This window comes from Thalassospira indica, from assembly GCF_003403095.1.
Classification (GTDB): domain Bacteria; phylum Pseudomonadota; class Alphaproteobacteria; order Rhodospirillales; family Thalassospiraceae; genus Thalassospira; species Thalassospira indica.
The window spans coordinates 2,578,666-2,593,391 of the sequence record NZ_CP031555.1; the positions used below are offsets into that span (position 1 = coordinate 2,578,666).

Annotated in this window: 12 protein-coding genes; 3 read left to right on the top strand and 9 right to left on the bottom strand. The window is 54.4% G+C overall.

Going from position 1 to position 14,726, the window contains the following annotated elements:
• Window positions 1-79: 79 nt before the first annotated feature.
• Complete coding sequence (locus DY252_RS12185; protein WP_008891021.1) at window positions 80-952, top strand: DUF502 domain-containing protein; 873 nt, start codon at window positions 80-82, stop codon at window positions 950-952.
• 68 nt (window positions 953-1,020) lie between these two features.
• On the opposite strand, the gene recG is transcribed toward DY252_RS12185, so the two are convergent.
• The gene (recG, locus tag DY252_RS12190) at window positions 1,021-3,108 is read right to left on the bottom strand and encodes an ATP-dependent DNA helicase RecG (RefSeq protein WP_064789236.1); all 2,088 of its coding nucleotides are present in this window, start codon (window positions 3,106-3,108) and stop codon (window positions 1,021-1,023) included.
• Window positions 3,109-3,334: 226 nt separating this feature from the next.
• Here recG and DY252_RS12195 point away from each other — a divergent pair, with 226 nt between their 5' ends.
• Together DY252_RS12195 and mfd are read left to right on the top strand one after the other, a co-directional pair.
• Window positions 3,335-3,607 (top strand): FAD assembly factor SdhE, encoded by a 273-nt coding sequence (locus DY252_RS12195; RefSeq protein ID WP_064789235.1) that lies wholly within the window; start codon window positions 3,335-3,337, stop codon window positions 3,605-3,607.
• A 7-nt stretch (window positions 3,608-3,614) separates the two neighbouring features.
• Complete coding sequence (gene mfd / locus DY252_RS12200) at window positions 3,615-7,112, top strand: transcription-repair coupling factor (protein WP_064789234.1); 3,498 nt, start codon at window positions 3,615-3,617, stop codon at window positions 7,110-7,112.
• 58 nt (window positions 7,113-7,170) lie between these two features.
• Here the strand turns inward: mfd and DY252_RS12205 are convergent, their stop codons facing one another.
• From DY252_RS12205 to DY252_RS12240, 8 genes are all read right to left on the bottom strand, one after another.
• Window positions 7,171-7,857 carry a DsbA family oxidoreductase gene (locus DY252_RS12205; RefSeq protein ID WP_082923509.1) on the bottom strand — a complete coding sequence of 229 codons (687 nt, stop codon included), beginning with the start codon at window positions 7,855-7,857 and terminating at the stop codon, window positions 7,171-7,173.
• Between the two features lie 6 nt (window positions 7,858-7,863).
• Window positions 7,864-9,087, bottom strand: coding sequence for a phosphopentomutase (locus DY252_RS12210; protein WP_064789233.1), 1,224 nt, complete (start codon window positions 9,085-9,087; stop codon window positions 7,864-7,866).
• A gap of 59 nt (window positions 9,088-9,146) precedes the next feature.
• Window positions 9,147-9,980, bottom strand: coding sequence for a deoxyribose-phosphate aldolase (deoC, locus tag DY252_RS12215; RefSeq protein WP_064789286.1), 834 nt, complete (start codon window positions 9,978-9,980; stop codon window positions 9,147-9,149).
• A 181-nt stretch (window positions 9,981-10,161) separates the two neighbouring features.
• On the bottom strand, window positions 10,162-11,301 hold the full coding sequence (locus tag DY252_RS12220; RefSeq protein ID WP_064789232.1) for a succinylglutamate desuccinylase/aspartoacylase family protein: 1,140 nt from the start codon (window positions 11,299-11,301) through the stop codon (window positions 10,162-10,164).
• Between the two features lie 115 nt (window positions 11,302-11,416).
• Window positions 11,417-12,163 carry an ABC transporter permease gene (locus DY252_RS12225; RefSeq protein WP_064789231.1) on the bottom strand — a complete coding sequence of 249 codons (747 nt, stop codon included), beginning with the start codon at window positions 12,161-12,163 and terminating at the stop codon, window positions 11,417-11,419.
• A gap of 3 nt (window positions 12,164-12,166) precedes the next feature.
• Window positions 12,167-12,859: an ABC transporter permease gene (locus tag DY252_RS12230; RefSeq protein ID WP_064789230.1), complete on the bottom strand. Its 693-nt coding sequence runs from the start codon at window positions 12,857-12,859 to the stop codon at window positions 12,167-12,169.
• Between the two features lie 114 nt (window positions 12,860-12,973).
• Entirely contained in the window at window positions 12,974-13,771 is a 798-nt protein-coding gene (locus tag DY252_RS12235; protein ID WP_064789229.1) for a transporter substrate-binding domain-containing protein, read from the bottom strand.
• 88 nt (window positions 13,772-13,859) lie between these two features.
• Complete coding sequence (locus DY252_RS12240; protein WP_064789228.1) at window positions 13,860-14,633, bottom strand: ABC transporter ATP-binding protein; 774 nt, start codon at window positions 14,631-14,633, stop codon at window positions 13,860-13,862.
• Between the last annotated feature and the right edge of the window lie 93 nt (window positions 14,634-14,726).

Consider the following 14,726-nt stretch of genomic DNA (forward strand, 5'->3'; position numbering starts at 1 on the left):
CTCACGTACAATGACCAAAAGCCAAAGACTAATCTCAAGTTTCGGCTTTTGACATTTGGCTCTTCTGCACAGGTGCTCAATGAACGCCAAGCGCGACGACAACGATGATCCGGAAAACAAAGGTTCGGAGCACGTCCTCCCAAGCCCAGGTATGTTTGCCCGGATAAGAGCCTATTTCCTTACTGGTGTGCTGGTTAGCGCACCTCTTGCGATTACCTTCGGGCTTGCCTGGTGGTTTATCGAATTCGTCGACAGCAAGGTCATCCCGCTGATCCCGGCGCATTACAATCCGGAATCCTATCTGCCCGTCGGTTATCAGGAATACGGGATCCCTGGATTTGGTCTTTTGGTCATTATTGTTTTCATCACCGTGGTTGGCTGGTTCACGACCAACTTTGCCGGTCGGGCATTAATTAAGCTTTATGAACGGATTCTTGGCCGTATTCCGGCGGTACGCAGCATTTATGGCGCTGTTAAGCAGATCCTCGAAACGGTTCTGGCCAACCAGTCAAATGCTTTTCGTCAGGCGGTTCTTCTAGAATACCCACGCCGCGGGATGTGGGCGATTGGCTTTATCACCGGCGAGACCACAGGTGAGGTGCAAAACCTGACCGAAGACAAGGTCATCAACATCTTCCTGCCGACCACGCCAAACCCGACATCGGGCTTTTTGCTGTTCGTTCCGCGCCGGGATGTTGTCATCCTTGATATGACGGTCGAAGAGGCCATTAAAATGGTGATGTCAGGCGGTATCGTAACCCCGCCGGATCGTCGCCCGGCCGAACAACGCAATCATCCGCAGGTCGCCGCCAAGACCTACGAGGATGTCGATACGTTGCGTGAAAAGGAAAACGTTCCGATTCTGGTATCGCGTGACATTCCGGCACGGATGGAAACATCCAAAACTTCCGAGCCGAAATCCAAAGACGGCAAAACGCCCGAAGACGCGTGATACCATTGCCTCTAATGGCTTGAAATACTGAAAAGGGCGCATCCAGCCGGTGCGCCCTTTGTTCTTAGTTATCCTGATCGGAAATATCGAACCGCTTCGTCGCGTTCAAACAGATACAGCAACAGGCGCAACGCATCGCCGCGCGCCTTCTGCAGATCGGGGTCGCGATCGACGATCAGACGCGCATCATCGCGCGCAATCGCCAGCAAATCACCATGCAGCTCAAGATTGGCCAGCCGGTATTCCTGAAGGCCGCTTTGACGGGTGCCAAGAACCTCGCCCGCGCCGCGAAGTTTCAGATCTTCTTCGGCGATGATGAAGCCGTCTTCGGTTTCACGCATGATCTTGAGGCGCGCCTTGGAAACCTGTCCAAGCGGGCTGCCATACAGCAGCAAACAGGTCGATGCCGCATCACCACGGCCAATTCGCCCACGAAGCTGATGAAGCTGTGCAAGGCCAAAGCGTTCGGCATGTTCAATCACCATAATCGTTGCTTCGGGCACGTTAACTCCGACCTCGATCACAGTGGTTGCAACAAGGATGGATGTGTCGCCATGGGCGAACTTTTCCATCACTTCGTCCTTTTCCTTGCCCTTCATCTTGCCATGGACAAGGTCAACACGATCCTGACCAAACAGCTCTGCCAGCACCCGGTACCGTTCATCGGCAGCTTGCAGGTCAAGAACCTCGGAATCCTCGACCAGTGGACACACCCAGTAAATCTTGGTGCCACTGCGCATCGCACGCCCGATGCCGGAAATGACATCATCCACCTTGTCGATCGGCAAAACGCGCGTATCAACCGGCTTACGGCCCGGTGGTTTTTCATCCAGCCTGGAAACTTCCATATCGCCAAAGGCGGTCAGGGTCAGCGTACGTGGAATAGGTGTCGCGGTCATAACCAACACATCAACCGCCTGACCTTTGCCAGCCAGCATAAGGCGTTGGTGCACGCCAAAGCGATGCTGTTCATCGACAACCGCGAAGGCAAGATCGTGGAACATCACGTCATCCTGAAACAGGGCGTGCGTTCCGACCGCAATCTGGACGTCCCCATTGGCAAAACCTTCAAGCGCTGTTTTGCGCGACTTGCCTTTATCGCGACCGGTCAAGACGGCGCATTTGATGCCGATTTTCTCCAGAAGCGGCGAAATCGTCTCAAAATGCTGGCGGGCCAGAATCTCGGTTGGTGCCATAAGGGCGGCCTGACGTCCGCATTCGACGGCATTCAGCATCGCCATCAAGGCGACCACGGTCTTGCCCGATCCCACGTCCCCTTGCAACAAACGCAGCATGCGTCCTTCGCTTGCCATATCGTCATAGATATCGCCAAGTGCACGTTGCTGCGCACCGGTCATGGCAAAGGGCAGGTGATTGCCCAGTGCTTCACGCAGCTGCCCGTCGCCCTTGGTCACCCGCCCACCAAGCTTGCGCATCTTTGCCCGGATCAATGCCAGCGCCAACTGATTGGCCAGCAATTCATCATAAGCAAGGCGTTTGCGCGCCGGATGGTCTGGCGACAGGTCGGTTTCATCCTGCGGATTGTGAACGGTATGAAGTGCTGTTTTCAGATCGGGCCATTTATGGCGCGCGACCAAGGCCGGGTCATGCCATTCCGGCAAATCGGGCAGCGTTTCAAGCGCGCCACGCACCGCCTTGGTCAGGGTCTTGCCCGTGACACCGGCCGACATCGGATAGACCGGCTCTACCGTCTGGATTTCAGAACGTTCCGCTTCTGTGCCAATCCGGTCGGGATGGGTGATCTGATATTCACCGCGATAATGATCGATCTTGCCGGATACAATCCGTTTTTCCCCAACCGGCAAAACGTCGTTCAGGTATTTGGCCCGGGCATTGAAAAACGCCAGAACAAGTGTTCCGCTGTGCGTTTTGCAGATCACGCGATAGGGACGTCGACGATTGGGGGCCGGGTCATGACGTTCGACCCAGACATCCATGGTAACGACCGAGCCATCAATGGTGTCCGAAAGGTCTGGCGAAAACCGACGATCAATAATGCCTGATGGCAAATGCCACAGCAGATCGGCCACGTGTTCCCCACCGATCAGGCGCGCTACCAGCGGCTTTAAGCGCGGACCGATACCGGCCAGCGTGTCAATTTCAGCAAAAAGCGGGAACAGAATTTCCGGGCGCATGTCGGTTTTCGTTGAAACTTTCGATGAGAACGTTAATAGAACAGTTGTGTTTATGGCACGGGTATACAACAAAACTATCCCGCCACAACCATCAAGTCATCATTTGATACAAAATGACCTGATCACAGCATGGACCCGTAGGAGATTTTGCCGTACAAACCATGCCACAGAACAGGCTGCAGTAGCCGCCCGCGAGGCGCTGCACAGGAAGTCAGGAGATCGAACAATGACCGACACCGTATCGGACCTTGAAATGCGCCGTAAAAAGCTGCTTTTCCGTGGAAGCCACCGTGGTACCAAGGAAAACGATATCCTGATGGGGCGTTTCATGGACAAGCATCTGGCGACCTTGACAGCAGAACAGCTTGATACATTTGAAATCCTGATCAACGAAGTTCCGGACGCCGATTTTTTCAAATGGGCCACCGGCAAGGAAGCGGCACCTGCACAGTATGACACAGATGTCCTGCGCATGATCCGGGACCTGAGCAACGCCTGACAAGACATTGAACAAAATAAAAGAAATTATATCGACCAACGGTCGGAAACGGGCAGGCGGCGTGCCAGAAGGCGCGGACGCCCTGATTTTACGCGAACTTCTTGATAGTGCGGGCAAGAACAAGACTGTTCTTCACGTGGCACGCGATGACAAGCGCATGGCACAACTGGCCGAGGCATTGCAATTCTTTGCCGGTGAAATCGAAGTTCTGACACTGCCTGCATGGGATTGCCTTCCGTACGACCGCGTTTCACCGATTTCAGAAGTTACGTCGCGACGTGTTGAAACGTTGACCACCCTTGCCGACAGCACGGAATCCGCTAACGGAAATGGCCGCATTGTCCTGACAACGGCCGCGTCAGCAATGCAGCGTGTACCCACCGTTGATGTCATGCGTAAGGGCAAGCTCACCTTTAAGGCTGGTAGTGAATATGACCGCGCAGAACTGACCGCTTATTTCGAACGCATGGGCTATAACCGCGCAGAACAGGTTATGGAACCCGGCGATTACGCCGTCCGTGGTGACATCGTCGATATCTTTGCGCCGGGCATGAAAGAACCGGTGCGACTTGATTTCTTTGGTGATGAGATCGAAAGCATCCGTCGCTTTGACGTGGAAACCCAGCGCACGGTAGGCAAGGTCAAGGAAATTTCCCTTCTGCCGGTCGGCGAAGTCTATCTTGACCCCGATAGTATTTCGCGTTTTCGCAGTGGTTATCGCGAGCTTTTTGGTGCGGTGTCGCAGACCGATCCGCTTTATGAGTCCATCTCCAACGGCCTGAAATATGGCGGGATGGAACATTGGTTGCCGCTGTTCCATGATGGCCTGGATACGATCTTTGCCTATTTGCCCGAAACCATCGTCAGCCTTGATTATCAATTTGGCGAGGTCATCGAAAACCGCCTTGAGATGATCGACGACTATTATCAGGCACGTCTGAAGATCAAGGGCGGCGGATTATCAGGCGATAACGTATATAAACCCGTGCCGCCAGAAAGACTTTACCTTGATCAGGCAGAGTTTGACCGCATGTTGTCAGACCGTCCGGTTCTGGAATTCTCGCCATACTACGATGATGAGAACCCGGAACGCGGCATTTACGATCTTGGTGCGCGGGCAGGGCGTGATTTTGGCGATGTCCGCGCCCGCGCCGACGTCAATCTATATGATGAACTCCGTGATTTCATCACGACCCAACGCGGAAAACAAAATCAGGTCGTAATCGCGACCTATTCCGATGGGTCACGTGATCGGATCGTGTCATTGCTGCGCGAACATGGCGTGGGAAAAGTCGTTACTTGCGAATGCTGGGAAGATGTGACAGATGATCTGACACATGAGCATGTCGGCGTGGTCATTCTGGATATTGAACGTGGGTTCCGGCGTGAAGGCCTTTGGTTCGTTACCGAACAGGATATCCTTGGCGACCGCATGAGCCGCCCGGGTGGACGCCGTCGCAAGGCCGACAATTTCCTGCGCGAAGCTTCCGAGATATCCGAAGGTGACCTTGTCGTTCACCTCGAACACGGTATCGGGCGTTATCTCGGCCTGAAAACCGTCACGGCCGGCGGTGCACCGCACGACTGTCTGGAGCTCGAGTATGATGGCGGCGACAAACTGTTTGTCCCGGTCGAGAATATCGAGGTCCTGTCGCGCTATGGCTCGGACGAGGGCGTCTCGATCCTTGATAAGCTTGGCGGTGTCGCCTGGCAGGCCCGCAAGGCCAAGCTGCGTGAGCGCATCCGCGACATGGCAGGAAAGCTGATCAAGGTTGCCGCTGAACGTCATCTGCGCAAGGGCGCAACGCTTCAGGCCCCCGAAGGTGCCTATGACGAGTTCTGCGCAGGCTTCCCGTTTGCCGAGACCGAAGATCAGGCGCGTGCTATCCGCGATACGCTGGATGATTTGTCGGCAGGAAAGCCGATGGATCGTCTTGTCTGCGGTGATGTCGGTTTTGGCAAGACAGAGGTCGCCATGCGTGCAGCCTTTGCCGCTGTGATGTCTGGTAAACAGGTGGCTGTGGTAGCCCCGACAACCCTTTTGTGCCGTCAGCATTATCTGAACTTCAAGGAACGCTTTGAAGGTTTGCCGGTCCGGGTAGAGCAGCTTTCACGCCTTGTTACCGGCAAGAATGCGAAACTGGTCAAAGACAATATCGAAAGTGGCCATGTCGATATCGTCTGCGGCACCCATGCGATTCTGGGCAATGGCGTGCATTTCAAGGATCTTGGTCTACTGATTGTCGATGAAGAACAGCATTTCGGCGTGAAACATAAGGAACGTCTCAAGGAACTGAAGTCCGACGTCCATGTTCTGACACTGACGGCAACACCAATCCCGCGAACCTTGCAGCTGGCACTGACAGGGGTGAAGGAACTATCGATCATTGCCACACCACCGGTCGACCGTCTGGCTGTGCGGACCTATATCACGCCCTATGACCCGGTTGTCGTGCGCGAGGCCATCCTGCGCGAACGTCACCGTGGCGGCCAGATTTTCTATGTCTGCCCACGCGTCAATGAACTGGGCCGGGTTGCCAAGGAGCTCGAAGCCCTGGTGCCGGAAATCAAGTTTGATGTCGCCCATGGCCAGATGGGGGCGCGTGACCTTGAACAGGTCATGACAGATTTCACCGACCGGAAGTTTGACCTGTTGCTTGCGACCAATATCATTGAGTCGGGTATTGATGTTCCCAATGCCAACACGATGATCATACACCGGGCCGATATGTTCGGCTTGGCACAGCTTTATCAGCTGCGTGGTCGTATCGGGCGTTCCAAGCAGCGCGCCTATGCCTATCTGACATTGCCAAATGGCAAGAAGCTGACGGCAACGGCGCTTAAACGCCTTGAAGTCATGCAGACCCTTGATAGCTTGGGTGCTGGCTTTAACCTCGCCAGCCACGATCTTGATATTCGCGGGGCAGGGAACCTGCTTGGTGAAGAACAATCGGGTCACATCAAGGAAGTCGGGATCGAGCTGTATCAGCAGATGATCGAAGAAGCCGTGGCTGAGGCCAAAGGCGAGATTGATGCCTCCGAAGAAGCCAGCTTCGTCCCGCAGATCAATATCGGCATGCCGGTTCTGATCCCGGATCGCTACGTACCGGATCTTGGTGTGCGACTTGGTCTTTATCGCCGTATTTCCGAGCTTCGTTCGCGTGAAGAGGTTGACCAGTTTGCCGCGGAAATGATTGACCGGTTCGGCAAGCTGCCCAAGGAAGTCGAAAACCTTCTGGATGTTGTCACCATCAAACAATGGTGCCGGATTGCAAATGTCGAGAAACTTGATGCAGGCCCGAAAGGGGCACTCATCACGCTTCGCAATAACGAGTTCCCGAACCCAGGTGGTCTGATCGGCTTTATCCAGCAACAGGTTGGCGTTGCCCGCCTGCGCCCCGATCACAAGATTGTCTACGCGGCGGGCTGGGATGGGCCGACCGACCGGCTTGAAGGCCTGAAACGCTTGATGAAGCGACTGTCAGATATTGCAGTCAACACATAAAGATAAGGCGGGTAACCTGTTGTTATCCCGCCTTTCTTTTTCCAATATCGGCCATCCATCAGAACGGAATTTCTTCCTGCCGGGCCAATCGGATCATCCGTTGCAAGATGTCTGGTTCCTGCGCCCCCGAAAGGGCATGACGGCTATTAAACAGGAAGCAAGGCACCCCGGTTACGCCCATCTGATGGGCTACACGGTTTTCCTGACCGACAAATTCCCGGTCCATATCACCGGCAAGGTATTCAAGGATTTCGGTTCTGTCTTCGCCATGCCGGACAGCAATATCAGCTAGCAGTTCCTGATCACCGATATCCTGACCTTCAAGGAAATAGGCCACAAACAGATCTTCGACCAGATCATTGCCAACCGCCGGACGTTCGGCGCAAACCTTGTAGATTAGACGATGAGAGTCCGTTGAGTCCGGTGTGACCTTGATTTGATCAAACTTAAACGGAATGCCAACGGCCGCACCAGCATCCTCAATCGCCTTGTAAACCCGTTCGGCACTCTCCGCCCCGCCAAATTTGGCCGAAAGATAGAGTTTACGGTCGATGCCGCCGGTGGGCATATCGGGATTAAGCAGGAAAGGGCGCCAGTGAATGATCAGGTTATCAAGCTTTTCGCGCGCCAAAGCCTTTTCGAGGCGTTTCTTGCCGATATAACACCACGGACAAATTGTATCTACGATCGCCTCGATCCTGATGGGCGAATTTGAAGGTTCACTTTGTCCGAACTGCCAGTTCATGTCACTTTATCCATGTAAGAAAGACGTTCCGGCAGCCAGCGGTGCAATCCCGAGATGGTCGGCAACCGTTTGCCCGATATCGGCAAAGGTTTCACGCATCCCGAGCGGACCCGGCGCAATCGCCGGTCCAAAAGCAAGGATCGGTACAAATTCGCGCGTGTGGTCATTGCCACGCCAGGTCGGATCACATCCATGATCAGCCGTAATAATCACCAGATCACCGGGTTGAAGAGCCGCACGCAATTCCGGAATTCGTTTATCAAATTCTTCAAGCGCATTGGCATATCCGGCGACATCGCGACGGTGACCGAATTCCATATCGAAGTCCACAAGGTTGGTGAACACAATGCTGTTATCCGGGGCCTCGGCAATCTCGCCCATCATGGCGTCAAACAGGGCCATATTGCCTGCTGCCTTGACCTTTTTGGCAATCCCGCGATGGGCATAGATATCGGCGATTTTACCAACCGAGATCACCTTGCCGCCTGCATCGCTAAACAGATCAAGAAGGGTCGGTTTCACCGGTGGCACCGCAAGATCACGCCGGTTTGAGGTCCGCTTGAAATCAGCGGGCGTTTCACCGACGAATGGTCGGGCAATCACGCGCCCGATGTTATATGGCTCAACCAGTTTGAAGGTGATTTCGCAGACCTCATACAGGCGTTCCAGACCGAAATGATCTTCGTGGGCGGCGATCTGAAACACGCTGTCGGCCGAGGTGTAGCAAATCGGTTTTCCGGTTTTGATATGCTCTTCGCCAAGCTCTGCGATGATGGTCGTGCCCGATGCATGGCAGTTGCCAAGAATGCCCGGCAGCTTGGCCTGTTCGATCAGGGCATCGCTCAGTTCCGCCGGAAAGGTCGGGACGGTCAGGGGAAAATAACCCCAATCGAAATCCACCGGCACACCGGCAATTTCCCAATGGCCGCTTGGCGTATCCTTGCCGCGTGATAGTTCCTTGGCATGGCCAAATGCGCCGATCATTGCACCACCATGATCAAGCCCGGGCGGGACACGACCAGTCGCATCCTTGGCGGCCTCGCCAAGACCAAGTGCGACCATGTTCGGAACATTCAGGGGACCACTGCGCTTGTCGCTATCGGCAAGGCCTTTGGCACATTGTTCTGCGATATGGCCAAGGGTATCAGAGCCCTGATCACCGAATTTTGCCGCGTCCGGTGCCGAACCGATCCCGAAGCTGTCCGCCACGATAATGATGGCACGTGCCATTGATGTCTTCCTTCAAACCTTACCCGGGCAATGCGATGCCCAGCAGATAGTCATAAATTCTAGTAGTTGCCAGTCGCAGCCGGTGCATCACCCGGTTTCCTGCCACAGGTTTCAAGCAACGCGGTCAAAACGCCACTTGCCCCGAAACGGAAGGTTTCCGGTTTTGCCCAGGATTCGCCCATAATGTGATCGGCAATCGCCAGATAAAGTGCGGCGTCCTCGGTTGATTTAACTCCGCCGGATGCCTTAAAGCCAGCACCCAAACCATCCTCGTCACGGGCATCACGAATGGCCGTAAGCATTGCAACCGCGGCTTCGGGCGTTGCGCCGACAGATACCTTGCCGGTCGATGTCTTCACGAAATTCGCCCCATGCTTGATGGTAAGCCGGGCGGCGTCGTAAAGTTTGCCAAGATCATCAAACTCGCCGCTTTCAAGGATCACCTTCATGGTGGTCATGGTTCCGCAGGCCGTGCGCGTCGCATCGACAACATCCGTTGCAGTCGCAACATCGCCATCAAGAAACGCCTTGTAGGGGAAGACAAGATCGATCTCGTCCGCGCCCTTGGAAACGCAATTTGCGGTCTCGTCGGCGACACGCTGGGCATTGGTGCCGCCTTCGGGGAAGTTCACCACGGTTGCGGTTTTCACACCTGACTGGCCCAGTGCCCGCCACGAGGTTTCAATAAACGGGGCATAGACGCAAACAGCTGCTGTGTTTCCCTCTGGCGTTTGCGCGCGTTTGCACAGGGCTTCGATGACCTGTTCATTGTCATCGTCATTCAGGCTGGTCAAATCCAGAACAGAAATCGCGCGGCGCGCCGTCTCGGGGTCTGCCACGGCCTTGTTCTTGGCAGCTGAAATGACTTCTGAAACAGTTTTCGGATCGAACATCAAACATTCCTTGCAACGCGCACTGCGCGGTTCGTCAATATCGGCAAAATCGGTGACCATCTGGCCCGAATGAGAAAGACGGATCAACGACGGCCTGAAGGGTATCCAACCTTCATTCGGCAATCAATCGATCCGTCTCAAAATACAGTTTCAATCAGAACGCGGAAACGTCAAAGGCGCGCTATTTCGACAGCAGAAGCTGACCTTCACGTCCTTCAAGCGGTTTTTCACCCGCGACCGAGCACAGATATCCGCCCGGAACGACAAGCCGAATACCAATACGGGAATACAGCACCCCGTCGGTTCGGCTGGTGAACGGGGTTTTTTCGCCGGTTTCACAATCAAGAACATAGCCAAGCTCCTGACCGGCTTTGACTTTTGCGCCAGCATCAACCGCGAAAACAACCATGCCACCATGTGACGCCATCACGCGATCCACACCGGCAAGCGGGGTGGCATCACATTTGGCGTCCGGCAGGGGGCCCGGGTCGCCGACAATCAGGCCACGGCGCTGCAGGAACTTGAACAGATTGGCGGCGTCTGCGATTGCGTAATCGTCATAAACATCGCGATCACCGCGCAGCTCGATCGTGGTTGCCAGTGTCGCCATCGGGATCGGGAATTTGTCGCCATAGGCACGGCGAAGTTCGACCCAGGGGCGGCTGAATGCCTCGTCAAACGGGTTGTCACCACTGATTTCTGCAATCAGGCTGCATTCTGATCCGATCTGTGCCGAGAGATCCGCGGCATCCGGCCAGTTATGGTCGCTGATGTAAAGATGCATCGGCGCTTCCCAGTCGCAATGCAGATCCATGACGTAATCGGCATCAATCGCAAGCTCCGCCAGCGTCAGACGCAAATCCTGCAGATCTGTCAGCGGGCTGACATCCTTGCGGTGTTCCTTGATCAGGCGGCGCAACTCGGTCCGGATTAATGCAACGTTGGCCTCGGCATCCTGACCCAGTTTGCCGTCAACGGCATCAATAAGTGCTGCACTCAGATCCGGGTAGTGACGGTTAAAGTTCTGACCACTACGCATTTCGAACCGTCCGAGCGGCTTCATATCGACATACTGGGTAAAACCGATCGGATTGGCGAAGGGAACAACAACGATTTCGCCGGTGATGTCGCCCTTGGCGTCGGCTTCCTTCAGAAGTGCCTCAAGATGGTGCAGCGTAATGACGCCGGGCAATTCATCAGCATGCAAGGCAGCCTGAAAATAGGCCTTTGGACCTTGGCCCGGTTTGCCAAAGCGACGCACGGTCAAAGCGCGCGAGGTGCCCATTTGCGGGCGGACGAGTTCAATGCGTTCTTCTTGCATTTCGATATCCTGAAAGGTGGTGGCGTGGGGCAAATCAACCCGGCCGGATCAAGGCACCTTCGACGCCATGCCGACAGGTACCTATCTCCGAATACCGGGTTTGATCGGGTATTTTTTAGGCCGAGGTTGCTGCTTTTGCTCTGTCTGTTTTGGGTTCGTTGCGCTGCTCACTGCGACGCAGATAGCGTTCGATCCCCTTGAAACCAAAAGTCAGCGAGTAAACGATAATCAAATAGATCACACCGGCCGATATAAACGCCTCATAGGGAAGGGCGGTGCGGGCGACAATCTTACGGGCAGCACCGGTCAGTTCCATCATCGTCACGGTCGATGCCAGCGACGTTGCCTTGAGGGTAAAGATCACATCGTTGGTGTAGGCAGGCCAGATCATCTGCCACATCCGGGGAAAGATAATGCGCCGATAGGTAATCCACGGCGACATGCCGCATGCACGGGCGGCTTCAAGTTCACCATTGGGCACATTCTGGATGCCGCCGCGCATGATTTCGGCAACATAGGCCGCCGTGTTCAGAACGAAGGTCAGCAGACAATACCAATACGGGTCGCGCAGATAGGTCCAGGTCCAATGATCCTGAATGCCGTCGATGTTGGCAATCAGTTGCCCGACGCCATAATACATCATGAACAACTGTCCGATCAGCGGCGTTCCACGGAACACATAGATGAAGGCAAAGGGCAGGGCCTGTATCCAGACCTTCTTCGAAACACGCGCCACAGCCAACGGAATGGCCAAAAGCGTGCCAAGCGTCACCGAAATCACCAGCAGCTCGATGGTAAGCAAAAAGCCGCGCCATAGCCAAGTGTCGTACTTGCCAAGAACGTATATGAAATCTTCAAACATCTGCTACGCCCTCGCCACACCGCGGGCAGCCCGCTTTTCAAGATAGTTGAAGACCAGCAGCGAAACCGTTGTAAATGAAAGGAACATAAGCATCGCCACCAGATAGAAGGTGAACGGTGCCTTCTCTGTTCCGGCGCCAATGGCGGCCTTTCGCATGATTTCCTCAACACCGACAACCGAAATAAGCGCGGTATCCTTGATCAGAACCTGAAAGAGGTTGTTAAGCCCGGGCAGGGCGAAACGCCAAAGTTGTGGTAGCTTGATGCGCATGAAAATCTGCATCGGTGTCATGCCACACGCTGTCGCGGCCTCGATCTGACCAACGGGGATAGATTGCATGGCGGCACGGAAAACTTCGGATGCGAATGCACCCTGAACCAGGGCCAAGGCAGCAACACCTGACCAGAATGCGGGGATATCCACGCGGGTTTCCTCGCCGGAAATCGCTTCGGCAAGGCTTTGGACAGCAATGGTGCCGCCGAAATAAATCAACAAAATAACAAGCAGTTCGGGAATGCCGCGAATAAGAACGGTATAGCTTTCCCCGATCACACGCAGTGTGCGATAGCGCGACAGCTTTGCTGAGGCGCCTAACAAACCAATAACAATCATGAATGGCAAAACGGTTAGGCAAAGCTGAACTGTGACCAGTCCCCCTTCAAGCATCTGCCAGCCGCGACCGTATAAATCAAGCATGGTATCTCCAGCTTTCCTTGATGCCGAACGTGCTTTTCACCCCTGATTAAAAGCAACACCCAACAATAAGGGAGGGGCGGCGAACAATTCGCCGCCCCGGATAGATAAGGCAGATCAATTCGGATGCAGATCGATCGCCGGGAAGTATTTCTTGTTCAGTTCTTCGTAAGAACCGTTTTCAAGCATTTCAGCCAAGGCTTTGTTGAAGATTTCCTTCAGGTCCTGATCTTCCTTGCGAATACCGATGCCGGCACCTTCGCCGAACCACTCGCTCGGTGCGAACTGGTTGGAAACGAAGCCGTAACCGTTGCCTTCTTCGGAGCTTACCCAAGCGTCAAGCGTGCCCGAGTCAGCAAGGGTCGCGTCGACACGGCCAGCGGTCAGGTCAAGCAGGGCTTCGTCCTGAGTGCCGTACATGCGGATTTCGATACCCGGGAAGTTGTCTTCAAGGAAGTTTGCGTGCGTGGTCGAACGCTGAACACCGATCACCATGCCATCAAGCGCGTCTTCGATGACTTCGCCGTCTTTATATGCGGTGATGCTCATACCGTCCTTACCAACGAACACGGCCGGAGTGTTGCTGTAATAGTCGGAGAAATCGATGGAGCGCTTGCGCTCTTCGGTGATCGACATCTGAGCGATGATCGCGTCATATTTCTTGGCCAAAAGCCCCGGAATCATGCCGTCCCAGTCCTGAGCAACGATGTCGCATTCGATCTTTGCGGTTTCGCAAAGCTTGTTAGCGAAATCAACGTCGAAACCGATGAGGTTGCCATTGTCGTCCATCATGTTGAACGGAGGATAGGCACCCTCGGTCGCAATAACGACTTTTTCCCAGGCAGCACTTGCTGCCGAAGCACTCAGTGCAATGCCAATTGCTGCGGCAGATGCAACCTTGATCCAGTTTTTCATTCATAGTCTCCCTTGTTGATTGGAATGGCGCGCAACGACGTGCTCGCATTCTTGCGGCCAGAGCCAACCAGGCCCTGGTCTGCCCAAATCAGAAATCGCGCTGAAGAAATTGCTTCATGCGTTCCGATTTTGGATTCTCGAATACATCGGTCGGATTGCCGAATTCCTCAACCCGTCCCTGATGCAAATACATCACATGACTTGATACACCGCGCGCAAAGCCCATCTCGTGGGTCACGACAAGCATCGTGCGGCCTTCTTCGGCAAGATCGGTCATAACCCTGAGAACTTCACCGACGAGTTCCGGATCAAGTGCCGATGTCGGTTCGTCAAACAGCAAGACGTCAGGTGAAATCGCAAGCGCGCGCGCAATGGCTGCACGCTGTTGCTGGCCACCAGAGACATGACCGGGATAATAGTCCCGACGTTCATACATCCCGACCTTTTTCAGCAACGCGTCTGCATTTTCGATTGCTTCTTTTCTCGGAACACCAAGCACGTGGATCGGTGCTTCGATGACATTCTCAAGAATGGTCAGGTGGCTCCAAAGATTGAAGCTTTGAAACACCATCGCAAGCTTGGTGCGAATACGCTGAAGCTGCTTCTTATCGGCGGCTTCCTGTGAGCCATCCTTGAGCCTCTTCATGCGGATCAGTTCACCTTTGACGTGAACAGCGCCAGCATTTGGCGTTTCAAGCAGGTTGATACATCTCAGAAACGTACTTTTGCCCGAACCGGACGAGCCAATAATCGAAATCACGTCCCCGGTATTGGCCGTAAGATCAATTCCTTTAAGAACTTCGTGGTCCCCAAAGCTTTTGAACATCCCTTCGACCTGTAGGGCGGGTATGTCTTTGCTCATAACGAGTTTATATTATCCCTGTTGAGAGTCTTCATTCTTCGTTCGTCTTAGCATCCGAAATCGGATGCTCCCCCACAAGACACGCCAAAGCGC

Excerpts from the sequence above, each read along its gene's own strand:
- DY252_RS12185 (WP_008891021.1), top strand. The coding sequence starts at position 80 with ATGAACGCCAAGCGCGACGACAACGATGATCCGGAAAACAAAGGTTCG.
- recG (WP_064789236.1), bottom strand. The coding sequence starts at position 3,108 with ATGCGCCCGGAAATTCTGTTCCCGCTTTTTGCTGAAATTGACACGCTG.
- DY252_RS12195 (WP_064789235.1), top strand. The coding sequence starts at position 3,335 with ATGACCGACACCGTATCGGACCTTGAAATGCGCCGTAAAAAGCTGCTT.
- DY252_RS12205 (WP_082923509.1), bottom strand. The coding sequence starts at position 7,857 with ATGAACTGGCAGTTCGGACAAAGTGAACCTTCAAATTCGCCCATCAGG.
- DY252_RS12210 (WP_064789233.1), bottom strand. The coding sequence starts at position 9,087 with ATGGCACGTGCCATCATTATCGTGGCGGACAGCTTCGGGATCGGTTCG.
- deoC (WP_064789286.1), bottom strand. The coding sequence starts at position 9,980 with ATGTTCGATCCGAAAACTGTTTCAGAAGTCATTTCAGCTGCCAAGAAC.
- DY252_RS12220 (WP_064789232.1), bottom strand. The coding sequence starts at position 11,301 with ATGCAAGAAGAACGCATTGAACTCGTCCGCCCGCAAATGGGCACCTCG.
- DY252_RS12225 (WP_064789231.1), bottom strand. The coding sequence starts at position 12,163 with ATGTTTGAAGATTTCATATACGTTCTTGGCAAGTACGACACTTGGCTA.
- DY252_RS12230 (WP_064789230.1), bottom strand. The coding sequence starts at position 12,859 with ATGCTTGATTTATACGGTCGCGGCTGGCAGATGCTTGAAGGGGGACTG.
- DY252_RS12235 (WP_064789229.1), bottom strand. The coding sequence starts at position 13,771 with ATGAAAAACTGGATCAAGGTTGCATCTGCCGCAGCAATTGGCATTGCA.
- DY252_RS12240 (WP_064789228.1), bottom strand. The coding sequence starts at position 14,633 with ATGAGCAAAGACATACCCGCCCTACAGGTCGAAGGGATGTTCAAAAGC.